The organism is Blastococcus sp. TML/C7B, assembly GCF_016612845.1.
GTDB lineage: Bacteria > Actinomycetota > Actinomycetes > Mycobacteriales > Geodermatophilaceae > Blastococcus.
This window is the reverse complement of sequence record NZ_JAEOAA010000001.1, coordinates 1,890,173-1,916,356: the sequence shown is the minus strand read 5'-3', so window position 1 is coordinate 1,916,356 and position 26,184 is coordinate 1,890,173. Positions and strand designations below refer to the sequence as shown.

The following is a 26,184-nucleotide window of genomic DNA, read 5'->3' as shown; positions in this document are numbered from 1 at the left end:
GCCGCCCGCGGGGAGGCGCACGGTGGCACACTCGATCGGGTGTCGCAGGGGCTCGGACCGCTGGTCCTGATCCTGCTCGTCGTGGGGCTGCTGGCGCTGGTCACGCGGTGGGCGTTCGGCCCCGGCTACGGCCGGTCGGCCCGTCCCGCCGCGCCCCCGGACGACGGGCTGCTCGTGCTCGTCGCCACCGTCTCCTCACCCCAGACCGCCCGCGCGCTGCGGGCGCTGCTCTCCGACGCGGGCATCCGCTCCACGCAGCGCACCCGGGCGCCGCACCGCACCGACGTCCTGGTCTTCCCCGACGACGCGGCCCGCGCCCGCGCGCTGGCGGCGTCCTTCACCGGCTGACCCGGGGGGTCAGTCCGGCCGCTGGGTCCGCTCCACCTGCGCGCCCAGGCCGCGCAGCTGCTCGACGAAGTGCGGGTAGCCGCGGTCGACGTGGTGCACGTCCTGCACCTCGGTCACGCCGTCGGAGACCAGGCCGGCCAGGACCAGGCCCGCACCGGCCCGGATGTCGGTGGCCAGCACCGGGGCGCTGGAGAGCCGCTCGCGACCGCGGACGACGGCGTGGTGGCCGTCGATGCGCACGTCGGCGCCCAGCCGGACCAGCTCGTTGACGAACATGAACCGGCCCTCGAACACGTTCTCGGTGATCAGCGCCGTGCCGGTGGAGACCGCGGCGAGGGCCACGGCCATCGGCTGGAGGTCGGTCGGGAAGCCTGGGAAGGGCAGCGTGACGACGTCGACGGCCCGCGGCCGGTCGGCCATCGCGACGCGCAGCCCGTCGGGCAGCTCCTCGACGGTCGCGCCGGCGTCGACGAGCTTGTCCAGCGCCACCCGCAGGTGCCCGGCGACCGCCCGCTCGATGACGACGTCGCCCCGGGTCATGACCGCGCCGATCGCCCAGGTGCCGGCCACGATCCGGTCGGGGACGGTCGTGTACGTGACCGGCGCGAGGCTCTCGACGCCCTCGACGGTGAGGGTGGAGGTGCCGGCGCCGTCGATCTGCGCGCCCATCGCGGTGAGCATCGCGCACAGGTCGACGATCTCCGGCTCGCGGGCGGCGTTGTCGATGACCGTCGTCCCCTCGGCCAGGACCGCGGCCATGACGAGGTTCTCCGTCGCCCCGACCGACGGGAAGTCCAGCCAGATCGAGGTGCCGGTCAGCCGCGGCGCGGTGGCGACGAGGAAGCCGTGCTCGCTGACGATGGTGGCGCCGAGCCGCTCGAGGCCGGCGATGTGCATGTCCAGCCCGCGGGAGCCGATGGCGTCGCCGCCGGGCAGCGCGACCCGGGCGCTGCCGCAGCGGGCGACCAGCGGGCCGAGCACGCTGATCGAGGCGCGCATGCGGCGCACGAGGTCGTAGTCGGTCTCGGTCGAGGGCTGCTCGGGCACGTCGACGACGACCCGGCCGCCGCCCCCGCTCCCTGGCGTCGGCGTGTACGTGACGCCGCAGCCGAGCCGGCGCAGCACCTCGCTCATGATCGAGACGTCGAGGATGTCGGGCACCTCGTCGATCGCGGTGCGGCCGGGGGCCAGCAGGGCCGCGGCCATGAGCTTCAGCGCGCTGTTCTTCGCCCCGGTGACCCGCACCCGGCCGGACAGGGCCGCTCCACCGGACACCTCGAAGCACTCCACCGGAACACCCTACGGCCGCGCCCGGGGAGGCTCCGTGCGCCCGCTCTACGCTGCTGGCCATGACCGTCCGGCTGACCCGCATCTACACGAAGACCGGCGACGCCGGTCAGACCCACCTGGGCGACATGAGCCGGGTGGCCAAGACCGATCCGCGGCTGGTCGCCTACGCCGACGTCGACGAGACCAACAGCGTGCTCGGGACGGCGGTGGCGCTGGGCGCGCCCGAGCCGGCCCTGGCCGAGCTGATCCGCAGCATCCAGAACGACCTGTTCGACGTCGGCGCAGACCTGTGCACGCCGATCACGCCGGACCCGGAGTACCCGCCGCTGCGGATCACCGCCGCCTACACCGAGCGGCTGGAGGCGGCCTGCGACGAGTACAACGAGACGCTGCCGAAGCTGAACAGCTTCATCCTGCCCGGCGGCACGCCGCTGGCCGCCCTGCTGCACCAGGCCCGCGTCGTCGCCCGGAGGGCCGAGCGCAGCGTCTGGGCGCTGCTCGAGGCCGACGAGGCCGCCGGCCGCACCGGGGTCACCAACGTCGAGCCCGCGCGCTACCTCAACCGGCTCTCGGACCTGCTGTTCATCCTGTCGCGGGTGGCCAACCCCGGCGGGGACATCCTCTGGGTCCCCGGCGGCCGCTCCGCGGACGCGCAGGAGCCCGCCGAGGGCTGAGCCCGCCCCTCCCCCGGCCGGCGCCGGCTCAGTGCCCGGGTGGGGCGGACTCCACCCAGGACAGGAAGCCGGTGACCGTCGAGCGGTCCATCGCCAGCTCGCGCTCACCCTGGGCCGTCGCGCAGGCGAGGACGACGACGTCCTCGGGCAGGCCGACGTCGTCCCGGCCGGCCGGGCGCTGCGCGCCCACGGCGAAGCCGGACCGGGACAGCCGGTGCTGCGGCCGGACCGAGAGCGACAGCGCCCGGTACCAGAGCAGGGCGTCGCCGCCGTACCAGGCGACGCCCACCGACCAGCGCGTCGAGCCGGGGGCGCGCAGCCACATGGTGACCGCCCCCAGCCCGGAGAGCAGGAAGCGGCGGCGCAGCAGGAACACCACCGTGACCACGACGGCCAGCAGTCCGAGGAGGACCAGCAGGACCGTGGTCACGGGGAGGCCGGGCGCTGCGCGGGAGGTGCGGTCGGCCTCAGACGGTCTCGCCCGCGGCCCGCAGGCGCGACTGCGCGCGACGGGCGGCGTCCAGCGCCTCGCCGTCGTCGTCCCCGGCGGACTCGGCGCGGCGCAGCGCCTCGCGGGCGCGCTCGACGTCGATCTCGGTGGAGATCTCGGCGGTCTCCGCGAGGATGGACACGCCGGCCTCGCTCACCGAGAGGAAGCCACCGTGCGCGGCGACGGTGAGGTCCTCACCGCTCTCGGTGCGGATGGTGACCACGCCACCGGGCGCCAGCTGCCCCAGCAGGGGCGCGTGCCCGGGCAGGACGCCCAGCTCACCCTCGGTCGTGCGGGCGATGACCATCGTGGCCTCGCCGGACCAGATCTTGCGCTCGACGGCCACCAACTCGACCTGCAGGGTCGCCACGACACTCCTCGGGTTCTCCGGACGGGGCTCCCACCCTAGCGCCGGCCGGCGCGGCGGCTCCCCCTGCCCCCTGGAACGGCGGCCGGGACGCCTGCTCGCACGAGGGTCAGGCGGCGCGGCGGTAGAGCAGCGTGAAGCCGGCCGACGCGCACCCACGGGTGCCGGACCGTCGAGGCCGGCGCCCACTCCTCCACCCGGAACCGGGCGCGCTCGACCGGCTCCTCGGGGGCGAACGGCGCCCACGTCCAGCCGGCGTCGCTGCCGGTGGCCGGGCGGTCGGTCGTCGTGCTGGTGGCGTCCACGTCGGATCCCTGTGCGCGCGCCCGCCGGTCGGGCGTTCCCTGTCGATGGTCGGCACGCCGGGGACCGGACCTGAGCCCCGGCCGCGAAAAACACCCGGTCGGGTGACCCGGAGACGCCGACGGCCGGGCCCTCCGCGAGGAGGACCCGGCCGTCGATCAGGACCGAGCGGGTGCTCAGGCCTTCTTGAGCTTGTCCGCGTTGCGCTCGAGGTCCTCGAGCCCACCGCACATGAAGAAGGCCTGCTCCGGGACGTTGTCGTACTCGCCCTCGGTGATCGCCTTGAACGCCTGCAGCGTCTCCGACAGCGGCACGAACGAGCCGGGCTGACCGGTGAAGGCCTCGGCCACGAACATGTTCTGCGACAGGAAGCGCTCGACGCGACGGGCCCGGTTGACGGTGACCTTGTCCTCTTCACCGAGCTCGTCGATGCCGAGGATCGCGATGATGTCCTGCAGCTCCTGGTAGCGCTGCAGCACCTGCTTCACCCGCTGCGCCGTGTCGTAGTGCTCCTGGCCCACGTACTGCGGGTCGAGGATCCGGCTGGTGGAGTCCAGCGGGTCCACGGCCGGGTAGATGCCCTTCTCCGAGATCGGCCGCGAGAGCACGGTCGTCGCGTCGAGGTGGGCGAAGGTGGTGTGCGGCGCCGGGTCGGTGATGTCGTCGGCGGGCACGTAGATCGCCTGGAGCGAGGTGATCGAGCGACCCCGCGTCGAGGTGATCCGCTCCTGCAGCTCACCCATCTCGTCGGCCAGGGTCGGCTGGTAGCCCACGGCGGAGGGCATGCGGCCCAGCAGCGTGGAGACCTCGGAGCCGGCCTGGGTGAACCGGAAGATGTTGTCGATGAAGAGCAGCACGTCCTGGTTCTGCTCGTCGCGGAAGTACTCCGCCATCGTCAGCGCGGAGAGCGCGACCCGCAGACGGGTGCCCGGCGGCTCGTCCATCTGGCCGAAGACCAGGGCGGTCGAGTTGATGACGCCGGACTCGGTCATCTCGGTGATGAGGTCGTTGCCCTCACGGGTGCGCTCGCCGACACCGGCGAACACCGACACGCCACCGAACTCCTGGGCGACGCGGCGGATCATCTCCTGGATGAGCACGGTCTTGCCGACGCCGGCACCACCGAACAGACCGATCTTCCCACCGGCCACGTAGGGCGTGAGCAGGTCGATGACCTTGATGCCGGTCTCCAGCATCTCGGTGCGGCCCTCGAGCTGGTCGAACCGGGGCGCGTGGCGGTGGATGGTCCACCGGGGCGCGTCCAGGCCGTAGCCGGGCTCGTCGAGGCACTCGCCCAAGGCGTTCCACACGTGGCCGGTGGTCACGTCGCCGACGGGGACGCTGATCGCGCTGCCGGTGTCGGTGACCTCGGACCCGCGCACGAGACCGTCGGTCGGGGCCATCGAGATGGTCCGGACCACGTTCTCGCCCAGGTGCTGGGCGACCTCGAGGGTCAGGGTCTTGCTGAGGTCGGCGAGCGTGACGTCGACCTTCAGGGCGTTGAACAGGTCGGGCATCGCGTCGCGCGGGAACTCGACGTCGACGACCGGCCCGGTGACCCGCACGACGCGGCCGGTGCTGGCCTGCGTCTGCGAGCTGGTCGGACGGTCCTCGGTGACGGTCATCTGTACTGCTCTCCTGCCCTCGGGCTCGTGCTGCGTGGGGGAACGGTGGTGAGCGGGTCAGTCGCCCGCGTTGGCCGAGACCAGCGCGTCGGCGCCGCCGACGATCTCGCTGATCTCCTGGGTGATCTCCGCCTGGCGGGCCTGGTTCGCCTGCCGGGACAGGTTCTTCGCCAGCTCCTCCGCGTTGTCGGAGGCCGACTTCATCGCCCGGCGGCGCGACGCCGACTCGGAGGCTGCCGCCTCGAGCATCGCCGCGTAGATCCGGGTGGTGATGTACTTCGGCAGCAGGGCGTCCAGCAGACCCTCGGCCGACGGCTCGAACTCGTAGGAGGTCGGGACGCCCGAGTCGGCGGCCGCACCGCGCTCGCGGTCCTCCCGCTCGTAGTCGAACTCCTCGACCTCCTCCACCTCCAGCGGAGCCATGCGCTTGGCGACCGGCACCTGGGCGAGCAGCGAGCGGAACTCGGTGTAGACGATGTGCAGCTCGTCCACGCCGAGGATGCCGTCGGCACCCGCACCGCCGTCCTCGTCATCGGCACCGGCGGTGAAGACGTCGATCAGCGCGGAGCCGACCTCCTGCGCGTCCTCGTAGCCGGGCTGCTCGGAGAAGCCGGTGAACGTGGCCGCCATCTCGCGGTCGCGGAAGGAGTAGTAGGTCTCCCCCTTGCGGCCGACGACGTACAGCACCGGCTGCTTGCCCTCCTGACGGAGGAGCGCGAGCAGCTCCTCCGTCCGGCGGAGGACGTTCACGTTGTACGAGCCGGCGAACCCGCGGTCGGAGGTGATGACCAGGACGGCGGCGCGCTGGGGGTTCTCCCGCTCTGTGAGCAGCGGGTGGTCCAACGACGCCGACGACGCCAGCGCGGAGAGGACCCGCGTGATCTCCCGGGCGTAGGGCTTGGACGCCTCGACCCGGGCCTGGGCGCGCACGATGCGGGCACCGGCGATCAGCTCCTGAGCCGAGAAGATCTTCTTCGTCGACTGGGTGGAGCGGATGCGGCGCCGCAGGGCGCGCAGAGAGGCGGCCACGGGTCAGGCCTTCTTCTTGACCTGGACGCGCTCCTGGCCCCGCTCCGAGGCGTCCATGGCCTCGGCCTCGGGCTCGTTCACCCGGAGCGACTCGCCCTCCCCGGTGGTGAACTGCCCGTAGAAGGACTCCACGGCGCGCTCGAGGCTCGCGACGGTGTCGTCCTCGAGCTTCTTGGTGCTGCGGATGGCGTCGAAGATGCCGTTGTCGCCGCGGCCGATGAAGTCGAGGAACTCCGACTCGAAGCGGCGCACGTCGGACACCGGGACGACGTCGAGCTTGCCGGTGGTGCCCAGCCACAGCGAGACGACCTGCTTCTCGACCGGGTAGGGCGAGTACTGGCCCTGCTTGAGCAGCTCGACCAGGCGCATGCCGCGGTCCAGGGTCGCGCGGCTGGAGGCGTCGAGGTCGGACGAGAAGGAGGCGAAGGCCTCCAGCTCGCGGAACTGCGCGAGGTCCAGGCGGAGCCGGCCGGCGACGGACTTCATCGCCTTGACCTGCGCCGAACCACCGACTCGGGACACCGAGATGCCGACGTTGATGGCGGGGCGGACACCGGAGTTGAACAGACCCGTCTCGAGGAAGATCTGGCCGTCGGTGATCGAGATGACGTTGGTCGGGATGTAGGCCGACACGTCGTTGCCCTTGGTCTCGACCAGCGGCAGACCGGTCATCGACCCGGCACCCAGCTCGTCGGAGAGCTTCGCGCAGCGCTCCAGCAGGCGGGAGTGCAAGTAGAAGACGTCGCCGGGGTAGGCCTCGCGGCCCGGCGGGCGGCGCAGCAGCAGCGAGACCGCGCGGTAGGCCTCGGCCTGCTTCGACAGGTCGTCGAACACGATGAGGACGTGCTTGCCCTCGTACATCCACTGCTGGCCGATGGCCGAGCCGGTGTAGGGGGCGATGTACTTGAAGCCGGCGGCCTCGGAGGCGGGGGCCGCGACGATGGTCGTGTACTCCATCGCGCCGGCCTCTTCGAGGGCGGTCTTCAGGGCCGCGATCGTCGAGCCCTTCTGGCCCACGGCCACGTAGATGCAGCGGACCTGCTGCGACGGGTCGCCGGTGGCCCAGGCTTCCTTCTGGTTGATGATCGTGTCCGTCGCGACCGCGGTCTTGCCGGTCTGGCGGTCACCGATGATCAGCTGGCGCTGGCCGCGGCCGACGGGGGTCATGGCGTCGATGGCCTTGATCCCGGTCTGCATGGGCTCGTGCACCGACTGGCGCTGCACCACGGTGGGCGCCTGCAGCTCGAGGGCGCGGCGGCCGGTGGTGGCGATCGGGCCGCCACCGTCGATCGGGTTGCCCAGCGGGTCCACGACGCGGCCGAGGTAGCCGTCGCCGACGGGCACGGAGAGCACCTCGCCGGTGCGGCGGACCTGCTGGCCCTCCTCGATGCCGGAGAAGTCACCCAGGACGACGACGCCGACCTCGCGCACGTCGAGGTTCAGGGCCAGGCCGCGGACGCCGCTCTCGAACTCGAGCAGCTCGTTGGTCATGACCGAGGGCAGGCCCTCGACGCGGGCGATGCCGTCGCCGGCCTCGGTGACCGTCCCGACCTCCTCGCGGGAGACGTCGGGCCGGTACTCGGTGACGTAGTTCTGGATGGCACTGCGGATCTCGTCTGCGGAGATCGTCAGCTCGGCCATGGCTCTGGTCCTCTTCCCTGCGGGGGTCGTTGTGGTCTGCGGAGGGGCGGTCAGCCGGCCAGCCGCCGGCGGGCGGCTTCCAGCCGGTGGGCGATGCTGCCGTCGATGACCTCGTCGCCCACCTGGACGACCAGGCCGCCCAGCACGTCGGGGTCGACCGTGACCTGGAGCCCGACCGGCCGGCCGTAGAGGCGGCCGAGCACGTCGCCCAGCTGCTGCTCCTGGGCCGGCGTGAGGGCCACCGCGGTGGTCACGCGGGCGACCGACTGGCCCCGGCGGCGGCTGGCCACCTCGGACAGCCGCTCGATGGCGATCTCGGCGGTACCGGCGTGCGAGCCGGTGAGCACGTTGCGCAGCAGCTGCTCGGTCACGGCGTTCACCCGACCGGACAGCAGCCGGTCCAGGAGCGCCGCGCGGCCCTCCACCGGTGCCTTGCGGTCGCTGAGGATCCGGTTGAGCTCGCGGTCCCCGGCGACGATGCGCCCGAAGCGGAAGAGCTCGTCCTCGACGCCGTCCAGCTCGCCGTTCACGTCGGCGGCGTCCAGTGCCGCCTCGGTGGCGACGGTGACGGTCGCCTCGACCAGGTCGATCGGCCGCGACCAGCGCTGCCGGGCGATCGTCTCGACCAGGTCGAGCGCGGTCGGCGACAGCTGGGAGGCGAAGAGGCGGCGCACCAGTCCGGCGCGCTCCTCCGGCTTCCCGGCCGGGTCGGCCATCGCCCGTCGCAGGGTGAGCTGGCCGTCCAGCACCCGGGACACCGCGAAGAGCTCGTCCGCGATGGAGAGCAGCTCCGGCCCGGTGGCGGGGTGCGCGGACCGACGCGTCAGCTGCTCGAGGCGCTCGCGCACCTCGACGATGGCCGCGCGGGTGGAGGCCTCCATCAGCGGTTGCTCTCCGCCACGGCCCCGCGGCCGTCGCCGGAGGCGGCCATGCCGTCCAGCTCCGCGAGGAAGCGGTCGACGGTGCCGCTGCGACGGGCGTCGTCGGCCAGCGACTCGCCCACCACGCGACCGGCGAGGTCCACGGCCAGCGTGCCGATCTGCCCACGGAGCTCGTGGACGATCTGCTGCCGCTGGGCCGCCAGCTGCTCTTCGCCGCGGGCGACGATGCGAGCCGACTCCTCCTGGGCCTGGGTGCGCAGCTCCTCGAGGATCTGCTGCCCCTCGGCGCGGGCGGCGTCGCGGATCTGCGCGGCCTCGCCACGGGCCTCGGCCAGCTGCGCCCGGTACTGCTCGAGCGCCGCCTTCGCCTCGGCCTGCATGGCCTCGGCACGCTCGAGGCCGCCCTCGATCGCCTCACGACGAGCGACGAACGCCTTCTCGAAGCTCGGCACCACGAACTTGATCACCACGAAGGCGAGGATCGCGAAGGTGATCAGGCCGACGATGATCTCGCCCACCGGGGGGAGGAGCGGGTTGGCGCTCTCCGCAGCCAGGATGTTCATGCTCTGCACGTCCCTACGTCAGCTGGACAGGACCGGCTGGCTCAGCCGTAGATGAAGGGCGCGACCAGACCGATGAGCGCCAGCGCCTCGGAGAGGGCGGGCACCGAGGAAGGCGTAGGTCCGGGTCAGGCCGGCCGACTCGGGCTGGCGGGCGGTCGCCTGGATGTAGGCGGCCCACACGACACCGACACCGATACCGGGGCCGATGGCGGCGAGGCCGTAGCCGATCGCGCCGACATTGCCCTCGAGCTCTGCGAGAACCTCGATCATTGGGGGGTCTTCCTCCTGTGTCGGTCACCCGGGTGCGTCCCGGGTGGCTGGCGGGGTGGAGCGGTCAGTGGGCGGGTTCGACGGCACCGTTGAGGTAGGTGGCCGTCAGAACGGTGAAGACGTACGCCTGGAGCACGATCACCAGCACCTCGAAGAACGTCATGGCCAGGGCCATGAGGAACGCGAACGGGCTGAAGATGATCGAGAAGTTGCCCACCTGGAGCAGGTAGACGGTGCCCAGCGAGAACACGACGAGCAGCATGTGCCCCGCGAACATGTTCGCGAAGAGCCGGACCGCGAGGGTGAACGGCCGGATGATGAACACCTGCAGCAGCTCGATCGGGGTCACCAGGATCAGCGCGCCGACGGGCACGCCCGGCGGGATGGCGGCGTCCTTGAAGTACTTGCCGGCGCCCTGCTCCCGGATGCCGACCCAGTTGTAGAGGATCCACACGAGCACCGCGAGCACCAGCGGCAGGGCGAACTTCGACATCGGCGAGATCTGCGCGAACGGGATGATGCTCATCGCGTTGTTCGCCAGGATGAAGAAGAAGAGGGAGGCGAGGAACGGCGCGAACGGCAGGCCCTTGGGGCCGATGACGTCGCGGGCCATCCCGTCGCGGACGAGGGAGTAACCGCTCTCGCCCAGGAACTGCAGCCTGCTCGGCACGATCGAGGCCTTGCGCGAGGCGAGGACCAGGAAGACCAGGATCGCGGCGGTCGCGACCCAGGAGATGATCGTGATGCGGGTGATCGCGAAGTCGACGCCCAGGAGCGAGAACTCCGCGATGGGCTCCGGGTAGAACTCCGCGATCGTCGGAGCGTGGAAGCCTTCTCCGCCGGATGCGAGCACGCTGCCGAGCGCTGAGGCGCTGGAGGTCACCGTTGTCCCTTCTGCGTCGGGCCCTGCGTCCGAGGCGAGCTCCGCTGCCCGCCCGGGGTCGTGCGTGTGTGCGATCGGGCCCCGGGGGGCGGGTCGACGGCACCGTACTTGACGACCACCAGGTAGATGGCCACACCCAGACCGAGGATGACGCCGACGAGGGTGAAGACTCGCGTCTCCCACCAGCGGTCGAGCAGCCAGCCGACCCCGCCCCACACGAGCATCCCCGAGAGCATCGTCCCGGTGATCCCCCACCCCACGTCCGCCCCGGAGGGAGGACGCTCGGCGTCTGCGGAGCGCGGTCGAGCGTCCCTGCGTGCAGGGGTGTTCTCGGCCATCACTCGGGACACTATCTCAGCCGTCGGACGCCGGACGGGCCGGGTCCGGGGCGGCACCGTCGGGACCACCCGCCCGGGTGGCGGCGGGCGCGGCCGGCGGCGCCACGTAGAACACCTGGCGGGTCCACACCCAGCGCATCTGCACGCCGCTCCACAGCAGCGCGCCGGCGATGACCGTCCAGGCGAGGACGGGCCGGTCGAGCCAGCCGTCCTCCGGGAGCGCGCCGAGCAGGGCGAACAGCACCAGCAGCTTGACCAGGAAGGTCCCGAGCGCCGCCGGCAGCGCCAGGGCGTCCTGGATGCCGCCGGCCCAGGCGATGACGACGCCGGAGACGGCGAAGAAGGCGACCACGGTGGCCGCGCCCACCAGGACGGCGACGGCGCTCCCCCAGCCGCCGATCACACCGGCCACGGGTGCGGCGACGGCGGTCGCGACCGCCGAGGCGATCGCCCCCACCCGGAGGAACGCCAGGTCCCACGGCGCCCGGGCCTCCGGGGTCGCGGGGGCGGCGGGCTGCGGTGCTGCGGTCATCTCAGGACCTTCCGGCTCTCGGCGGCGCGGGCGGCGGCCCGGCCGGCGCGCGCCTCGGCGCCCCGGCCCCGCACGGCCCGGGCGGTGGGGTGGTCGGCGCGGCTGCGCTGCCGCTGCGCCGCGAGCTCCGCGGCGCGCGCCTCGCGCGCCGCCCGGCGGGCCCGCGGGCTCAGCACCACGACCAGGCCGACGACCAGCAGGACGGCGATCGCGACCAGCAGCTCCGCCGTGCCGCCGGTGATGGAGAGCGCGACCGCACCGAAGGACAGCAGCGCCGCCCAGAAGTACATGACGAGCACCGCGCGGCGGTGCGAGTGGCCGATGGAGAGCAGCCGGTGGTGCAGGTGCATCTTGTCCGGCGCGAACGGCGAGCGCCCCTGCCGGGTGCGCCGGACGACCGCCATGACGAGGTCGATGAAGGGGATGAAGAGCACCGCCACCGGCACCAGCAGGGGCAGCGTCAGGGGCAGCAGGGTGGCCGCGGAGTCGAAGGACTGCGGGTCCACTCCCCCGGTCGCGGTGACCGCTGCCGCCGACAGCATCAGCCCGACCAGCATCGAGCCGGAGTCGCCCATGAAGATCCGCGCCGGGCTGAAGTTGTGCGGGAGGAAGCCCAGGCAGGCGCCGGCCAGCACGGCGGTGATCAGCGCCGGGGCGCTGGCTACGTCGTCGTAGCCGACCAGGCCCAGGTGGTAGCTGTAGGCGAAGAAGGCGATCGCCGCGATCGCCGAGACGCCGGCCGCCAGCCCGTCCAGGCCGTCGATGAAGTTCAGCGCGTTGACCACCAGGACGGTCAGCAGGATGGTCAGCGGAACGCCGACGTCCGGGCCCAGCGAGATGGTCCCGATGTCGGCCACCGGCAGGAACAGGAACGACAACTGCACGCCGAGCAGCACCATCACGCCGGCGGCGGCGATCTGCCCGGTGAGTTTCGTCAGGGCGTCCAGGCCCCACTTGTCGTCCAGCACACCCAGGGCGCAGATCAGCCCACCGGCGACGAGGACGGCGTAGGTCTGCGAGTCGTCGAACGTGCGCTGCAGGGCCGGCAGGCGCGTGGCGACCAGAACCGCGGTGGCCACGCCCAGGTACATCGCCACCCCGCCGCCGCGCGGCGTCGGGATCGAGTGCACGTCGCGGTCCCGGGGGGCGGCCATCATGCCGAAACGGATGGCCAGCATCCGCACCACCGGGGTGGTCAGGAAGGTGACCAGCGCTGCGGTGAGCAGGACGACGGCGTACTCGCGCATCGGCTCAGCCCGCCCGGACCGGCTCGGGACGGGGTCCGCGGGCGGGCGCGCTCATCCAGCCGCCCTCCCGCACGTCGTCGTGCCGCGACACCTCGAGGTGGCGCGGCGGTCTCCCCACGGTAGCGCCCGGACCCCGGGGTCCCCCGGACCGCACCGCGGCCCCGCGGTCGTGATCCGGCTCAGTCCTGGACGTCCGGGACGGCGTCGCGCAGCCGCTCGACCGGGATCGCGCCCACGCGGAGGACCCTCGGAGTGGCGCCGGTGCAGTCGACGATGGTGCTGGCCGCGGAGTCCGCGCGGGGCCCCCCGTCCAGGACGACGGCGGCGTGCGCGCCGAGCTGGTCGGCGGCCTCCTGCGCGGTGGTGGCGGCCGGCCGGCCGGAGCGGTTGGCGCTGGAGACCGCCAGCGGGCCGGTCCGCCGCAGCAGGTCGCGGGTCAGCTCGTCGTCGGGGAGCCGGACGGCGACCGTCCCCTCGGCGTCACCGAGGTCCCAGGCCAGCGACGGCGCGTGCTCGACGACGAGGGTCAGCCCGCCGGGCCAGAACGCCTGCGCCAGGGCGGTGGCCGCGGGCGGCGTGTGCAGAACCAGCCCGGCCAGCGTCGAGGCCTCGCCGATGAGCACCGGCACCGGCATCCCGCGGCCGCGGTTCTTCGCGGCCAGGAGGGCGGTCACGGCGTCCGGGTCGAACGCGTTCGCGGCCACCCCGTAGACGGTGTCGGTCGGCAGCAGCACCAGCTCCCCGCTGCCGATGGCCGCGGTCGCGGCCTCCAGGCCGGCGGTGCGCGCCTCGGGGTCGGTGCAGTCGTAGATCTCGGCCACGGGGAGGGAGTCTCCCACCGCTCCCCGCGCCCCGCGCCGGGCGGGTTCAGCGGCCGCCCTCGCCCCGGTTCCCCCGGCCGCCCCCCTGGCCGGGGCCCTTCTCGTCGTCCCGGTCGCGCGGGCCGCCACCGGGCTCGCCCCGGCCGCCGCCCTCCGGCTCGTCCGCCTCCTCGTCACCGCCGTCGTCCACCGGTGCCGGCGCGGGCGCGGGCGCCTGCGTGGGCTCCGGGACCGGCGGCACGGCGTAGCCGAGCCGGACCAGCGCGTCGGGCGGCAGGGCGCCGGCGGGCTCGACGGCGGTGACCAGCCCGGCGGCGACGTCGGCGGTCTCGACCGCGGCGAGCTCGACCCGGAGGCCGCGCCCGATGAGCTCGGCCTGCACTTCGCGGACCGGGCGGCCCACCAGCGCCTCGGCGAGGACGTCGACCGGGTCCGGCGTGCGCGGCGTGGTGGGGGTGGTCGACGCGGTCGTCGGCCCGGCCGTGGTCCCGGGCTGCCCGCCGTCGCCTGAGCTCGCGACGAGGGCGGCCACGCCCGGGACCACGAGCAGCGCGGCGAGCACCAGCACCACCGGCCACCGGCGCCGGCGCGACCGCTCGCCGGGCGGCCCGTCCGCGGGAGTGGGGACCGGCACGGCCGGGAGCACCGCCGTCGGCGCCGGGGACCGGGCCGGCGCACCGGCGCGCACCTCGTCGACGGCGTCGCGGAGCGCCGCGCCGTCCGGGAACCGGGCGGCGGGGTTCTTCACCATCGCGCGGTCGATGAGCGCGCGGACCTCCGGCGGGACCGAGGCCGGCAGCGGGTCGGGGTGCTCGCGGATCTGCATGACCGCGATCTGCACGGCGCTCTCGCCCTCGAACGCCCGCCGCCCGGCCAGGCACTCGTAGCCGACGGTCCCGAGCGCGTAGACGTCGCTGGCCGGGCTCGCCCGCTGCCCGGAGGCCTGCTCCGGGGAGAGGTAGTGCGCGGTGCCGATGACCTGGCCGGTGGTGGTGACGGCGGCGCTCGCGGCCGAGCGCGCGATGCCGAAGTCGGTCAGCTTCACCACGCCGTCGGAGCCGACCAGCAGGTTGGCCGGCTTGATGTCGCGGTGCACGACCCCGGCGGCGTGGGCGGCCCCGAGCCCGTCGGCAGCCTGGCGGAGCACGTCGAGCGTGCGCGGCACGTCCAGCCGCCCCTCCCGGCGCAGCACGTCGGCCAGCGACTCGCCCTCGACGAGCTCCATCACCAGGTAGGCCACCGGCGCGGAACCGGCCGTGCCGGGCAGCTCGCCGTAGTCGAAGACGGCGGCGATGTGCGGGTGGACCAGCGTTGCGGCGTGCTGCGCCTCCGCCCGGAACCGGGTGCGGAAGGCCGGTTCGGCGGCGAACTGCTCGCGCAGCACCTTGACCGCCACCGGGCGGTCGAGCAGCGTGTCGCGGCCGCGCCACACCTGGCCCATGCCGCCGCCGGCGATGAGCGAACCCAGCCGGTAGCGGTCGGCCAGCAGGCCGGGCTGCGGCCCGGGCCCGCTCACCGGTCCTCCCCCGGCCCCCTGCGGGCGGTCGTGAAGCGCGGGCGGCCGGAGAGATCGGGGTGGTCCTCGACGTCGGTGAACCCGCCGTGCGCGCGCACCACCGCGGGCAGCGCCGTCCCCTGCTGGTCGGCGTGCTCGATGCCGAGCCGGCCGCCGGGGCGGAGCAGCCGCGCCGCGACGCCGAGCATGCCGCGCACGACGTCGAGGCCGTCGGGGCCGCCCCACAGCGCCAGCGGCGGGTCGTGGTCGGCCACCTCGCGCGGCACGCGGGCGCCGTCGGGCACGTACGGCGGGTTGGAGACCACGAGATCGACCCGCCCGTCGAGCTCGGAGAGCAGCGCGGGGTCGGTCATGTCGCCGGCGACGACGCCCACCGGGGTGTCCCCGGCGCCGACGCGGTCGAGGGCGTTGTGGCGGGTCCAGGCGATGGCGCCGGGATCGCGCTCCACGGCGGTGACCCGCGCGCCGGGGTGCTCGTGCGCGATCGACAGGCGCGATGGCGCCCGAGCCGCTGCCGAGGTCGACCACGACCGGCCCGTCGACGCCGGCCAGCTGCTCCAGCGCCCACTCGACGAGCAGTTCGGTCTCCGGCCGCGGGACGAACACCCCCGGGCCGACGGCGAGCTCGAGCCGCCGGAACGGGGCCCGGCCGGTGAGGTGCTGCAGCGGCACGCGGTCGGCGCGCTGCTCCACCAGGCCGGCGAACCGCGCCGCGGCGTCGTCGTCGACCTCGTCGAGGGTGAGCAGCCCGGCGCGGGTCCGGCCCACGACGTGCGCGAGCAGCAGCTCGGCGTCGACCCGCGGGGACTCGACGCCGGCGTCGGCCAGCCGGCGCGCGGCGTCGGCGAGCAGCGTGCGGACCCTCGCCCCGGACCCGCCCCTCAGGAGCCGGCCGCCAGCAGCTCGGCGGTGTGCGCGCTGCTCAGCGCGTCGATCACCGCGTCCAGGTCGCCGTCGAGCACGGCATCCAGGTTGTGCGACTTGTAGCCGACTCCGGTGGTCGGAGATCCGGTTCTCCGGGAAGTTGTAGGTGCGCACCCGCTCGCTGCGGTCGACGGTGCGCACCTGGCTGCGCCGCTGGTCGCTCGCGGTGGCGGCCGCCTCCTCGCGGGCGGCGGCCAGCAGGCGGGAGCGCAGCACCCGCAGCGCCGACTCCTTGTTCTGCAGCTGGCTCTTCTCGTTCTGCGAGCTGACCACGATGCCGGAGGGCACGTGCGTGATGCGGACGGCGGAGTCGGTGGTGTTCACGCTCTGCCCGCCGGGGCCCGAGGAGCGGAACACGTCGATCCGCAGGTCGTTCGGGTCGACGGTGACGTCGACCTCCTCGGCCTCGGGCAGCACCAGGACACCGGCCGCCGAGGTGTGGATGCGGCCCTGGCTCTCCGTGGCGGGCACCCGTTGCACGCGGTGCACCCCGCCCTCGAACTTCAGCCGCGCCCAGATGCCCTCGTCGGTGCGGCTCTTGATCGCGACCGCCACGTCCTTGTAGCCGCCCAGCTCGGCGTCCTGGGCGTCGAGCACCTCGGTGGACCACCCGCGGCGCTCGGCGTAGCGCAGGTACATGCGCAGCAGGTCGCCGGCGAACAGCGCGGACTCCGCGCCGCCCTCCCCCGCCTTGATCTCGAGGATGACGTCCTTGTCGTCGTCGGGGTCCTTGGGCAGCAACTGCTCGCGCAGCCGGTCCTCCAGCTGCGGGATGCGCTGCTCGAGGGAGGCCGCCTCCTCGCGGAACGACGCATCCTCCGCGGCGAGCTCGCGGGCCGTGGCCAGGTCACCGCGCGCCTCGTCGAGGGCCCGGGCGGTCTCCACCAGCGGCGCGAGCTGCGCGTACCGGCGGCCCAGCCGGCGGGCCCGGCCCTGGTCGGCGTGCACCGCGGGGTCGGCGAGCTCCTGCTCCAGCGACGCGTGCTCGGCCAGCAGCACGGCCAGCCGGTCGGGGGCGAGGCTGCTCATCGGGGAACTCCTGCGTGCGGTCGGGTCCGGACACGACGACGGCGCCCGCCCCACCGCGAGGTGGGACGGGCGCCGTCGGGGGTGCTACTTGGCGTCTGCGGGCGCCTCGGCGGAGGCAGCGCCGCGCTTGCCGAACCGCTTCTCGAAGCGGGCGACGCGGCCACCGGTGTCGAGGATGCGCTGCTTGCCGGTGTAGAAGGGGTGGCAGGCGGAGCAGGTCTCGACGGTCAGCGTGCCGCTCGGCGAGGTGCTGCGGGTGGTGAAGGTGTTGCCGCAGCCACAGGTCACGGTGGTGACGTTGTAGGCCGGGTGGATGTCGGGCTTCATGGCTGGCGCCTCTTCCGAGAAGTCTCTGGTGTGCGTGTGGTGGAACGCCTGCGGGCGCCTGGTATTCCGGCGCCGCAGCGGGGCTCGGTCGACCAGTCTCCCAGATGGGGAGACCGGGCGACCGGCCACCCTGGTCAGTCCTTGTCCGGACCCAGCGTCGTCTTCTGGATCTGCATGAGGAACTCGACGTTGTTGCGCGTCTTCTTCAGCTTGTCCAGCAGCAGCTCGAGCGCCTGCTGGGGCTCCAGCGCGGCGAGGACCCGGCGCAGCTTGATGACGATGGCCAGCTCGTCGGGCGACATGAGGATCTCCTCCTTGCGCGTGCCCGACGCGTTGACGTCGACCGCCGGGAAGACCCGCTTGTCCGCCAGCCGGCGGTCGAGCTTGATCTCCGCGTTACCAGTGCCCTTGAACTCCTCGAAGATGACCGTGTCCATCGTGGAGCCGGTCTCGACCAGCGCCGAGGCGATGATCGTGAGCGAGCCGCCGTTCTCGATGTTGCGGGCCGCACCCAGGAAGCGCTTGGGCGGGTACAGCGCCGTGGAGTCGACACCACCGGACAGGATGCGCCCGCTGGCGGGGGCCGCCAGGTTGTAGGCGCGGCCCAGCCGGGTGATCGAGTCCAGCAGCACGACCACGTCGTGGCCCATCTCGACCAGGCGCTTGGCCCGCTCGATGGAGAGCTCGGCGACCGTGGTGTGGTCCGACGGCGGCCGGTCGAAGGTCGAGGCGATGACCTCGCCCTTCACCGAGCGCTGCATGTCGGTGACCTCTTCGGGCCGCTCGTCGACCAGCACCACCATGAGGTGGCACTCGGGGTTGTTCGTGGTGATCGCGTTGGCCAGCGACTGCAGCACCATGGTCTTGCCGGCCTTCGGCGGCGAGACGATCAGCGCGCGCTGCCCCTTGCCGATCGGCATGACGAGGTCGATGACCCGGGTGGTGAGCAGGTGCGGCTCGGTCTCCAGCCGCAGGCGCTCCTGCGGGTAGAGCGGGGTCAGCTTGGTGAACTCGGGGCGGTTCTTCGCCTGCTCCGGGTCCAGGCCGTTGACCGTGTCGAGGCGGACCAGCGCGTTGTACTTGTCCTTGCGCTCGCCCTCGCGGGGCTGCCGGACGGCGCCGGTGATGGCGTCACCGCGGCGCAGGCCGTAGCGGCGCACCTGCGACAGCGAGACGTAGACGTCGTTCGGCCCGGTGAGGTAGCCCGACGTGCGCACGAAGGCGTAGTTGTCGAGCACGTCGAGGATGCCGGCGACCGGCAGCAGGACGTCGTCCTCGCTGATGGTCGGCTCGCCCTGGTCGAACCGGTCCCGCCCGCCGACGGCGTTGCCGCGCTTGTTCCGGTCGCGGTAGCGACGCCCGCGGCGGCCGCGGCCGCCCTCGAAGTCGTCGTCCTCGTCGGCGTTCGGACCGCGGTTGCCCTCGGTGCGGTTGTCGTTCCGGTTGCCCGGACGGCCGTCCCGGTCGGTCCGCTCGCCGCGGTCCGGGCCGCGGTTGCCCTCGCGGGCGGTGTCGCGGTTCCCGTCGCGGTTGCCGCGCTCGGGCCGGTCGCCGCGGTCGTTGCCGTTGTCACGGTTGCCGCCGTCACGGGCGTTGTCGCGGTTGCCGCCGTCACGGGCGTTGTCGCGGTTGCCGCCGTCCCGGTCCGCGCGGTTGCGGTTCCGGTCGCGGTTGCGCTGCGGGCGGTCGCCGTCGCGCTGCTCGCCGTCGGACTGCTCGGCGTCCCGCTGACCGGCATCGCGCTGGTCGCCGTCCCGCTGACCGCCGTCGCGCTGGGGCGCCTCGGCGGGGGCAGTGGCCTCCGCCGGACGGGCGTCGGCGGCCGGGGCGTCGGCGGCGGGGGCCGGCTCGGCGGCCGGGGAGCCCGCGGGGCGGCTGGCCCCGCGGCGCGACCGGGTCGGCCGCGCGTCGGCGTCGTTCGTCGTCAGGGGGCCGCCGTTGGCGCCACCGCTGATCGGTGCCTCGAGGGGCGCGGCCGTCGCGGCCACGCCGCGGGCGCGGTCGGCGCCGGTGTCCGGGGCCTCGGCGCGGGGCGCCGGGGTGCCCGAGTCGCCGCCGACCTGGCGGGCGGAGATGGCGGCCACGAGGTCGCCCTTGCGCATGCGCCCGGTGCCGGGGATGCCCAGCTCGGCGGCCAGGCGCTGCAGCTCGGGCAGCAGCATGCCGGCCAGTCCGGTGCCGCGGCGGCGGGCGCGGCCCGCAGCCTCGGGAGCGGCGGGGGCCTCGCTCGTGCCGGCCGCGTCCTGCGCGCCGGTCATGGCGAGGTCGGTGCTTTCGCTCACGTACAGGTCCTTCCCTGCGGTGACCTGCGCGTTCCAGCGCAGGGGGTGCACCGCTCCCCGTGGGCCCGGGCATGAGGCGGGGGCGCAGGGAGGAGCGGGGTGAAGATGTGGGGCGGATCATCGGCTTGATCGCCGGCTTCGGTCCCACGCGAGGCTCGCCCGAGTGGGCGGCTACGCCGTGAGCCTAGACGCACGCTCACGGACTGGACAACACCGGTGGTTCCCAGCGTGTTCCTCGTTACCGAGACGATACCCGGGGGCCCTCCAGCACCGTCGCGCCGGCCCGGTCGACGGCGAGCGGGAGCACCCGCCAGCCGGCCGGCGCGAGCGCGCGGATCGCCCGCACCTCGGCCGCGTCCTCGACGTTCGCGTCGCCGGGCTGCCGGCGGGCGAGCACGAGCACGCTCGGCCCGGCCCCGGAGACGACGGCGGCGTGCCCGGCCGCGCGCAGCGCCGCCACCAGGTCGTGCGAGGCCGGCATGGCCGCGCCGCGCTGCGCCTGGTGCAGCCGGTCCTCGGTCGCCTCGAGCAACAGGGCCGGTGCCGCGGTGAGCGCGTGCACCAGCAGGCCGGAGCGCCCGGCGTTGAACGCCGCGTCGGCGTGCGGGACGAGCTCGGGCAGGAGCCCGCGCGCGACGTGGGTGGACAGCGTCGTCGTCGGGACCAGCACCACCGGCAGGACGTCGTCGGACACCGCGAGCCGTTCGGCGCGGGCACCGCCGTCACCCATCCAGGACAGCGTCGCCCCGCCGAGCAGGCAGGCCGCCACGTTGTCCGGGTGGCCCTCGATCTCGGTGACCAGCCGCAGCACCGCCTCGCGGTGGACCGCGTCGACCGACGGGCACAGCGCCCACGCACCGACGACGCCGGCGACGACGGCCGCGGCCGAGGAGCCCATCCCCCGCCCCTGCGGGATGCCGTTGCGCGTGGTGATCCGGAGCCCGGCCGGCGACCAGCCGAGCTCCGCGCAGGCCGCGCGGAAGGAGCGGACGACGAGGTGCGACTCGTCGGCGGGGAGGGTGTCCGCGCCCTCACCGGTCATCTCGACGACGAGCCCGCCGTCGGTCACGGCGAACTCCAGCTCGTCGTGCACGGTGAGCGCGAGGCCGGCGCAGTCGAAGGCGGGTCCGAGGTTGGCGCTGGTGGCGGGCACCCGGACGCGCGCCCGCAGCGCGCCGGGCGCGGTCACAGCCCGAGCTGGGCGGCCGCGGCGGCGGCGTCGACCGGGATCGTCACCGGCGCCGGGGCGCCGGAGATCGCCCACTCCGGGTCCTTGAGCCCGTTGCCGGTGACCGTGCAGACGATCCGCTGGCCGGGCTCGAGCTCCCCGGCGGCGTGCACCTGCAGCAGGCCGGCGACCGAGGCCGCGGACGCAGGCTCGACGAACACCGCCTCGCTGCGGGCCAGCAGCCGGTAGGCCGAGAGGATCGCGCGGTCGGTGACGGCGTCGATGCGGCCACCGGAGTCGTCGCGGGCGGCCAGCGCCTTGGTCCAGGACGCCGGGTTGCCGATGCGGATGGCGGTGGCGATCGTGCTCGGGTTCTCGACGACGGCGCCGTTGACGATCGGCGCGGCGCCGGCGGCCTGGAAGCCCCACATGCGCGGGGTGCGCGTCGCCGGCCCGTCGGCCGCGTACTCCCGGTAGCCCTGCCAGTAGGCGGTGATGTTGCCGGCGTTGCCGACCGGCAGGCAGTGGATGTCGGGGGCGTCGCCGAGGACGTCGACGATCTCGAACGACGCCGTCTTCTGGCCCTCGATGCGGAACTGGTTGACGCTGTTGACCAGGCTCACCGGGTAGTCGATGGCGAGCTTGCTGGCCAGGGCGAGGCAGTCGTCGAAGTTGCCGTCGACCTGCAGCAGCTTGGCGCCGTGCACGAGCGCCTGGGCCAGCTTGCCCATCGCGATCTTGCCCTGCGGCACGAGGACGGCGCAGGTGATGCCGGCGCGCGCGGCGTAGGCGGCGGCGCTGGCGCTGGTGTTGCCGGTGGAGGCGCAGATGACCGCCTTGGCGCCCTCCTCGACGGCCTTGGTGATCGCCATCGTCATCCCGCGGTCCTTGAACGATCCCGTCGGGTTGGCGCCCTCGACCTTGAGGTACACCTCGCAGCCGGTGCGGCTGCTGAGCTCGCGGGCGTGCACCAGCGGGGTCGCGCCCTCGTGCAGGGTGATGACCGGGGTCGAGTCGCTGACCGGCAGCCGCGACCGGTAGGCCTCGATCAGGCCGGGCCAGCCCGGGGAGACCGTCGTCGGTGAGCTCATTGCAGACCTTCCACGCGCAGGACGCTGGTGACGCCACGGACCGCGGGCATGTCCCGCAGAGCGGCGATGGTGGCCGAGAGCGCCGCATCGGGGGCGCTGTGGGTGACGATGACCAGCGTGGCGGCGTCGCCGCGGCCGGTCTGGCGGACGGTGGAGATGCTCACCTCGTGGCGGGCGAACTCCTGCGCGACCGAGGCCAGGACACCCGGCTTGTCGGCCACGTCGAGGCTGACGTGGTAGCGCGTCGGCGTCTCGGCCATCGGCCGGACCGGCAGGTCGGCGTAGCCGGTCGGGCCCTGGCCCGAGGCGCCGGCGACCCGGTTGCGCGCGACGGCCACGAGGTCGCCGAGCACGGCGCTGGCGGTGGGCTCTCCCCCCGCGCCCTGGCCGTAGAACATCAGCTGCCCGGCGGCCTCGGCCTCGACGAAGACGGCGTTGAACGCGCCGCCGACCGAGGCCAGCGGGTGGGTCGTCGGGATCATCGCGGGGTGCACGCGGACGGCGACGGAGTCCCCGTCACCGTTGGGCACCCGCTCGCAGATGGCGAGCAGCTTGACGGTGCAGCCGATCTCGGCGGCGCGCGCGACGTCGGTCGCGGAGACCGCGGAGATGCCCTCGCGGTGCACGTCGGCCGAGGAGACCGGCGTGTGGAACGCCAGCGACGCCAGGATGGCCGCCTTGGCCGCCGCGTCGAAGCCGTCGACGTCGGCGGTCGGGTCGGCCTCGGCGTACCCGAGCTCGGTGGCCTCGGCCAGCGCCTCGGCGAAGCCGGCACCGGTCTCGGCCATGCGCGACAGGATGTAGTTCGTCGTCCCGTTGACGATGCCGACGACCCGGCGGAGCTGGTCACCGGCCAGCGACTCGCGCAGCGGCCGCAGCAGCGGGATCGCGCCGGCGACGGCGGCCTCGTAGTAGAGGTCCACGCCGGCCGCCGCGGCGGCCGCGTGCAGGGCAGGGCCGTCCTCGGCCAGCAGCGCCTTGTTCGCGCTCACCACCGACTTGCCCGCCTCGAACGCCGCGAGCATCAGGCTGCGGGCCGGCTCGATGCCCCCGATGACCTCGACGACCAGGTCGACGTCGTCCCGGCGCACGAGGGCCGCGGAGTCCGTGGTCAGCAGGTGCTGCGGCACGTCGGGGTGGTGCGCGGGCCGGCGGACGGCGATGCCCACGACCTCGATTGGGCGGCCGACGCGGGCGGTGAGGTCGTCGGCCTGCTCCTCGACCAGGCGCAGGACGGCGCTGCCGACCGTGCCGCAGCCCAGCAACGCGACGCGCAGCGGCGCGCTCACGAGCGGGCTCCGGCGGCGTGCTCGGGGGCCGGCTGGTCGGGAGCGGGCGAGGGGGCGGGCACGTCTGCGAGGACGGCGTCGAGGGCGAACACGTCGGACAGTGTCTGACGCCGCACGATCTCGGTCGCGACGCCGTCCCGGACGGCGACCACCGGCGGCTTGAGCAGGTAGTTGTAGTTGCTCGCCATCGACCAGCAGTAGGCGCCGGTGGCGGCCACCGCGAGCAGGTCGCCGGGGGCGACGTCGGAGGGCAGCCACAGGTCCCGGACCAGGATGTCCCCGCTCTCGCAGTGCTTGCCGACGACGCGGCACAGCGCCGGCGGCGCGTCGGACGTCCGGTTGGCCAGCACGCACGTGTAGTCGGCGTCGTAGAGGGCGGTGCGGATGTTGTCGCTCATCCCGCCGTCGACGGAGACGTAGTTGCGCACGGCCGGCACCCCGGGGCCTCCCCCGGACCCGAGTCGCACCGGCTTGATGGTGCCGATCTCGTAGAGCGTGACGGTGCCGGGGCCCGCGATGGCGCGGCCGGGCTCGACCGCGAGCCGCGGCACCGGCAGCCCGAGGGCGGCGCACTCCGCGGCGACGACCGAGCGCAGCCTGGCCGCGACGTCGCCCGGGGCGACCGGGTCGTCGTCGGCGAGGTAGGCGATGCCGAAGCCGCCGCCGAGGTTCAGCTCGCCGAGCAGCTCGCCGGTGGCCTGGTGGATCTGGCCGAGCAGGCCGACGACGCGGTGCGCGGCGGCCTCGAAGCCGGCGGTGTCGAAGATCTGCGAGCCGATGTGGCTGTGCAGCCCGGCCAGCCGCAGCGCCGGCTCGCGGATGACCCGCACCGCGGCGGTCAGCGCGTCGCCGGTGGCCAGGGAGAAGCCGAACTTCTGGTCCTCGTGCGCGGTGGCGATGAACTCGTGGGTGTGGGCCTCGATGCCGACCGTCGACCGGATGAGCACCGGCACGGGCGCTCCCCCGGCGGCGACGCGGGCCGCGGCGAGGGGCGCGAGCCGCTCGATCTCGTCGAACGAGTCGAGCACCACGTGCCCGATCCCGGAGTCGACGGCCAGCTGCAGCTCGACCAGCGACTTGTTGTTGCCGTGCAGCGCGATCCGCTCGGCGGGGAAGCCGGCCGCCAGCGCCAGCGCCAGCTCGTTGCCGCTGCAGGCGTCCAGGTGCAGGCCGTCGTCGGCGATCCAGCGGGCCACCTGCCCGCACAGGAACGCCTTGGACGCGTAGTGCACGTCGGCGCCGTCGAAGGCGGTCGCGAAGTCCGCGGCGCGGCCGCGGAAGTCCTCCTCGTCCAGCACGAACAGCGGGGTGCCGTGCTCGCGGGCGAGGTCGGTGACAGCTCGCCCGGCGAGGTGCAGCTCGCCGTCGACGCGGGTGGCCGAGCGCGGCCACACCTGCGGGTCCAGCGCCCCGAGCTCCGCGGGAGGCGCGCCGGCGCCGGTCGGCTGCTGGATGCTCCCGTGCAGCGGCCCGGCCGGGTGCGCCCTCACATCCGCTCCGGAGCGGTCACGCCGAGGACGTCCAGGCCGTTGCGCAGCACCGTCGCGGTGGCCGCGCACAGCCACAGGCGGGCGGTGGTCAGCGGGGTGACCTCCTCGTCGCCGCGCGGCAGCACGCGGCACGAGTCGTAGAACCGGTGGTAGGTGCCGGCCAACTCCTCCAGGTACCGGGCCACCCGGTGCGGGGCGCGCAGCTCGGCGGCGGCGGTGAGCACGCGCGGGAACTCGCCCAGCGCGCGCAGCAGGTCGCTCTCGCGCTGGTGCTCGAGCGCCGCGACGTCGACGTCGGCGGCCTCGCCGAGGACCAGCCCCAGGTCGGCGGCGTTGCGCAGCAGCGAGGAGATGCGGGCGTGCGCGTACTGGACGTAGAAGACCGGGTTGTCGTTGGTCTGCCGGCTCCACAGGTCGAGGTCCAGGTCGATCTGCTGGTCCACCGAGGCGCGGGCGAGGGCGTAGCGAGCGGCGTCGGCACCGACGGCCTCGACGAGGTCCTCCAGCAGGACGACGGTGCCGGCCCGCTTGCTCATCCGCACCGGCTCGCCGTCGCGGACCAGGTTGACCAGCTGGCCGAGCAGGATCTCGAGGGTGGCCTCCGGGTCGTCGCCCACCGCGGCGGCGAGCGCCTTGTAGCGGCCGACGTAGCCGGCGTGGTCGGCGCCGAGCATGATCACGACCTTGTCGAAGCCGCGGTCGCGCTTGTCCAGGTAGTAGGCGCAGTCGGCGGCGAAGTAGGTCGGCGCGCCGTCGCTCTTGATCAGCGGGCGGTCCTTGTCGTCGCCGAAGTCCGTCGTCCGCAGCCAGACGGCGCCGTCGGCCTCGTACACGTGCCCGTTCGCGCGCAGCCGGGCGATCGCCTTGTCCAGGGCGCCGGTCTCGTGCAGGGTCCGCTCGCTGAAGTAGACGTCGAAGACGACGCCGAAGTCGGCCAGGGTGCGCTTGATCTCGGCGAACATCAGGTCGACGCCGCGGACGCGGAACCGCTCCTGCTGCTCGGCCTCGTCCCGCTCCAGCAGGCCGGGCTCGGCCGCGACCACCTGCTCGGCGATGTCGACGATGTAGTCGCCGGCGTACCCGTCCTCGGGCACCGGCCGGCCGTGGGCGGCGGCCATGAGGCTGAGCGCGAACCTGTCGATCTGCGCACCGGCGTCGTTGAAGTAGTACTCCCGCGTGACCGAGGCCCCGCTGGCCTCCAGCAGCCGCCCCAGCGCGTCGCCGACGGCGGCCCAGCGGGTGCCGCCGATGTGCACCGGGCCGGTGGGGTTGGCCGAGACGAACTCCAGGTTCAGCTTCTGGCCGGCGAGGGCGTCGGTGCGGCCGTAGGCGGCGCCGGCGGTCACCGCCTGCACCGCGATCGTGCCGAGCACGCCCTTGGCCAGCGTGATGTTCAGGAAGCCGGGACCGGCGACGTCGACCCGCGCGATGCCCTCGTGCGCCCGCAGCTCCCCGGCGAGCACCTCGGCGACCTCGCGGGGCGGCCGGCCGGCGGGCTTGGCCAGCCGGAGGGCGACGTTGGTGGCGTAGTCGCCGTGCTCGGGGTTCTTCGGTCGCTCGATGACGACCTCGGCGGGCACCTCGACGGGCAGCGCGCCGCGGTCGACGACCGCGCTCACGGCGGTACGGACGACGTCCTGCAACTGCTCCGGTGTCACCGCACGAGCGTACTGACCGGCCCCCGCCGCACCTGCGCCCCCGCCCGGAGCATGCAGGGAACGCCCAGGTTCGCGACCTAGACTCCCCCGCGCACCGTGCACCCCCCG

At 74.0% G+C, this 26,184-nt stretch carries 24 protein-coding genes and 3 pseudogenes; 2 read left to right on the top strand and 25 right to left on the bottom strand.

Annotation, left to right across the window (positions count from 1 at the left end; all coding sequences use genetic code 11):
* The first annotated feature begins 39 nt into the window (after positions 1-39).
* Positions 40-348, top strand: a complete 309-nt coding sequence (locus JKP76_RS09355; protein WP_200490603.1) for a hypothetical protein — start codon at positions 40-42, stop codon at positions 346-348.
* Between the two features lie 9 nt (positions 349-357).
* Here JKP76_RS09355 and murA read toward each other — a convergent pair whose 3' ends face one another.
* Entirely contained in the window at positions 358-1,638 is a 1,281-nt protein-coding gene (murA, locus tag JKP76_RS09350; protein WP_200490602.1) for a UDP-N-acetylglucosamine 1-carboxyvinyltransferase, read from the bottom strand.
* A 59-nt stretch (positions 1,639-1,697) separates the two neighbouring features.
* Here murA and JKP76_RS09345 point away from each other — a divergent pair, with 59 nt between their 5' ends.
* Positions 1,698-2,312, top strand: a complete 615-nt coding sequence (locus JKP76_RS09345) for a cob(I)yrinic acid a,c-diamide adenosyltransferase (RefSeq protein ID WP_200490601.1) — start codon at positions 1,698-1,700, stop codon at positions 2,310-2,312.
* A gap of 28 nt (positions 2,313-2,340) precedes the next feature.
* On the opposite strand, the gene JKP76_RS09340 is transcribed toward JKP76_RS09345, so the two are convergent.
* The 24 genes and pseudogenes from JKP76_RS09340 to argS all read right to left on the bottom strand — a co-directional run bounded on the left by JKP76_RS09340 (position 2,341) and on the right by argS (position 26,076).
* Positions 2,341-2,742 (bottom strand): DUF2550 domain-containing protein, encoded by a 402-nt coding sequence (locus JKP76_RS09340; protein WP_200490600.1) that lies wholly within the window; start codon positions 2,740-2,742, stop codon positions 2,341-2,343.
* A 37-nt stretch (positions 2,743-2,779) separates the two neighbouring features.
* Positions 2,780-3,172 carry a F0F1 ATP synthase subunit epsilon gene (locus JKP76_RS09335; RefSeq protein ID WP_200490599.1) on the bottom strand — a complete coding sequence of 131 codons (393 nt, stop codon included), beginning with the start codon at positions 3,170-3,172 and terminating at the stop codon, positions 2,780-2,782.
* A gap of 35 nt (positions 3,173-3,207) precedes the next feature.
* Positions 3,208-3,474: a hypothetical protein gene (locus JKP76_RS09330; protein WP_200490598.1), complete on the bottom strand. Its 267-nt coding sequence runs from the start codon at positions 3,472-3,474 to the stop codon at positions 3,208-3,210.
* Positions 3,475-3,648: 174 nt separating this feature from the next.
* Positions 3,649-5,097, bottom strand: a complete 1,449-nt coding sequence (atpD, locus tag JKP76_RS09325) for a F0F1 ATP synthase subunit beta (RefSeq protein ID WP_091765384.1) — start codon at positions 5,095-5,097, stop codon at positions 3,649-3,651.
* A gap of 57 nt (positions 5,098-5,154) precedes the next feature.
* A complete protein-coding gene (locus JKP76_RS09320; RefSeq protein ID WP_200490597.1) occupies positions 5,155-6,126 on the bottom strand; it encodes a F0F1 ATP synthase subunit gamma in 972 nt (323 codons plus the stop codon).
* A gap of 3 nt (positions 6,127-6,129) precedes the next feature.
* A complete protein-coding gene (atpA, locus tag JKP76_RS09315; protein ID WP_200490596.1) occupies positions 6,130-7,767 on the bottom strand; it encodes a F0F1 ATP synthase subunit alpha in 1,638 nt (545 codons plus the stop codon).
* Between the two features lie 50 nt (positions 7,768-7,817).
* The gene (locus JKP76_RS09310) at positions 7,818-8,648 is read right to left on the bottom strand and encodes a F0F1 ATP synthase subunit delta (RefSeq protein ID WP_200490595.1); all 831 of its coding nucleotides are present in this window, start codon (positions 8,646-8,648) and stop codon (positions 7,818-7,820) included.
* Positions 8,648-9,211 carry a F0F1 ATP synthase subunit B gene (locus JKP76_RS09305; protein ID WP_200490594.1) on the bottom strand — a complete coding sequence of 188 codons (564 nt, stop codon included), beginning with the start codon at positions 9,209-9,211 and terminating at the stop codon, positions 8,648-8,650. The genes JKP76_RS09310 and JKP76_RS09305 overlap by 1 nt, the downstream gene beginning before the upstream one ends.
* A gap of 41 nt (positions 9,212-9,252) precedes the next feature.
* Positions 9,253-9,481: pseudogene (gene atpE, locus JKP76_RS09300) on the bottom strand (ATP synthase F0 subunit C).
* A gap of 64 nt (positions 9,482-9,545) precedes the next feature.
* Complete coding sequence (atpB, locus tag JKP76_RS09295; RefSeq protein WP_200490593.1) at positions 9,546-10,364, bottom strand: F0F1 ATP synthase subunit A; 819 nt, start codon at positions 10,362-10,364, stop codon at positions 9,546-9,548.
* Positions 10,361-10,624, bottom strand: coding sequence for an AtpZ/AtpI family protein (locus tag JKP76_RS09290; RefSeq protein ID WP_242471241.1), 264 nt, complete (start codon positions 10,622-10,624; stop codon positions 10,361-10,363). Before JKP76_RS09290 ends, atpB begins: the two co-directional genes overlap by 4 nt.
* Positions 10,625-10,718: 94 nt before the next feature.
* A complete protein-coding gene (locus JKP76_RS09285) occupies positions 10,719-11,234 on the bottom strand; it encodes a hypothetical protein (protein ID WP_200490591.1) in 516 nt (171 codons plus the stop codon).
* Positions 11,231-12,481, bottom strand: coding sequence for a glycosyltransferase family 4 protein (locus JKP76_RS09280; RefSeq protein ID WP_200490590.1), 1,251 nt, complete (start codon positions 12,479-12,481; stop codon positions 11,231-11,233). The genes JKP76_RS09285 and JKP76_RS09280 overlap by 4 nt, the downstream gene beginning before the upstream one ends.
* A gap of 179 nt (positions 12,482-12,660) precedes the next feature.
* Complete coding sequence (locus tag JKP76_RS09275; protein ID WP_309229861.1) at positions 12,661-13,320, bottom strand: L-threonylcarbamoyladenylate synthase; 660 nt, start codon at positions 13,318-13,320, stop codon at positions 12,661-12,663.
* A 28-nt stretch (positions 13,321-13,348) separates the two neighbouring features.
* Positions 13,349-15,646, bottom strand: a complete 2,298-nt coding sequence (locus tag JKP76_RS20740) for a protein kinase (RefSeq protein ID WP_309232966.1) — start codon at positions 15,644-15,646, stop codon at positions 13,349-13,351.
* Positions 15,647-15,699: 53 nt separating this feature from the next.
* Positions 15,700-16,771, bottom strand: a pseudogene (prfA, locus tag JKP76_RS23400) (peptide chain release factor 1).
* A gap of 84 nt (positions 16,772-16,855) precedes the next feature.
* A complete protein-coding gene (gene rpmE / locus JKP76_RS09255; RefSeq protein ID WP_200490589.1) occupies positions 16,856-17,098 on the bottom strand; it encodes a 50S ribosomal protein L31 in 243 nt (80 codons plus the stop codon).
* 134 nt (positions 17,099-17,232) lie between these two features.
* A complete protein-coding gene (rho, locus tag JKP76_RS09250; RefSeq protein ID WP_375335651.1) occupies positions 17,233-19,218 on the bottom strand; it encodes a transcription termination factor Rho in 1,986 nt (661 codons plus the stop codon).
* A pseudogene (locus JKP76_RS23995) lies at positions 19,210-19,260 on the bottom strand (hypothetical protein); the annotation flags it as partial. The pseudogene JKP76_RS23995 and the gene rho, both read right to left, overlap by 9 nt.
* Positions 19,261-19,618: 358 nt before the next feature.
* Positions 19,619-20,569 (bottom strand): homoserine kinase, encoded by a 951-nt coding sequence (gene thrB / locus JKP76_RS09245; protein ID WP_200490588.1) that lies wholly within the window; start codon positions 20,567-20,569, stop codon positions 19,619-19,621.
* Entirely contained in the window at positions 20,566-21,639 is a 1,074-nt protein-coding gene (thrC, locus tag JKP76_RS09240) for a threonine synthase (RefSeq protein ID WP_200490587.1), read from the bottom strand. Before thrC ends, thrB begins: the two co-directional genes overlap by 4 nt.
* A complete protein-coding gene (locus tag JKP76_RS09235; RefSeq protein WP_200490586.1) occupies positions 21,636-22,928 on the bottom strand; it encodes a homoserine dehydrogenase in 1,293 nt (430 codons plus the stop codon). Before JKP76_RS09235 ends, thrC begins: the two co-directional genes overlap by 4 nt.
* Entirely contained in the window at positions 22,925-24,418 is a 1,494-nt protein-coding gene (gene lysA / locus JKP76_RS09230) for a diaminopimelate decarboxylase (protein ID WP_200490585.1), read from the bottom strand. The genes JKP76_RS09235 and lysA overlap by 4 nt, the downstream gene beginning before the upstream one ends.
* Positions 24,415-26,076 carry an arginine--tRNA ligase gene (gene argS / locus JKP76_RS09225; protein WP_200490584.1) on the bottom strand — a complete coding sequence of 554 codons (1,662 nt, stop codon included), beginning with the start codon at positions 26,074-26,076 and terminating at the stop codon, positions 24,415-24,417. Before argS ends, lysA begins: the two co-directional genes overlap by 4 nt.
* Positions 26,077-26,184 lie beyond the last annotated feature (108 nt).

What these genes read in the sequence shown, in the direction of transcription:
- JKP76_RS09345 (WP_200490601.1), top strand. Translation starts at nt 1,698, where the DNA reads ATGACCGTCCGGCTGACCCGCATCTACACGAAGACCGGCGACGCCGGT.
- atpD (WP_091765384.1), bottom strand. Translation starts at nt 5,097, where the DNA reads ATGACCGTCACCGAGGACCGTCCGACCAGCTCGCAGACGCAGGCCAGC.
- atpA (WP_200490596.1), bottom strand. Translation starts at nt 7,767, where the DNA reads ATGGCCGAGCTGACGATCTCCGCAGACGAGATCCGCAGTGCCATCCAG.
- JKP76_RS09310 (WP_200490595.1), bottom strand. Translation starts at nt 8,648, where the DNA reads ATGGAGGCCTCCACCCGCGCGGCCATCGTCGAGGTGCGCGAGCGCCTC.
- JKP76_RS09305 (WP_200490594.1), bottom strand. Translation starts at nt 9,211, where the DNA reads ATGAACATCCTGGCTGCGGAGAGCGCCAACCCGCTCCTCCCCCCGGTG.
- JKP76_RS09285 (WP_200490591.1), bottom strand. Translation starts at nt 11,234, where the DNA reads ATGACCGCAGCACCGCAGCCCGCCGCCCCCGCGACCCCGGAGGCCCGG.
- JKP76_RS09280 (WP_200490590.1), bottom strand. Translation starts at nt 12,481, where the DNA reads ATGCGCGAGTACGCCGTCGTCCTGCTCACCGCAGCGCTGGTCACCTTC.
- rpmE (WP_200490589.1), bottom strand. Translation starts at nt 17,098, where the DNA reads ATGAAGCCCGACATCCACCCGGCCTACAACGTCACCACCGTGACCTGT.
- thrC (WP_200490587.1), bottom strand. Translation starts at nt 21,639, where the DNA reads ATGAGCTCACCGACGACGGTCTCCCCGGGCTGGCCCGGCCTGATCGAG.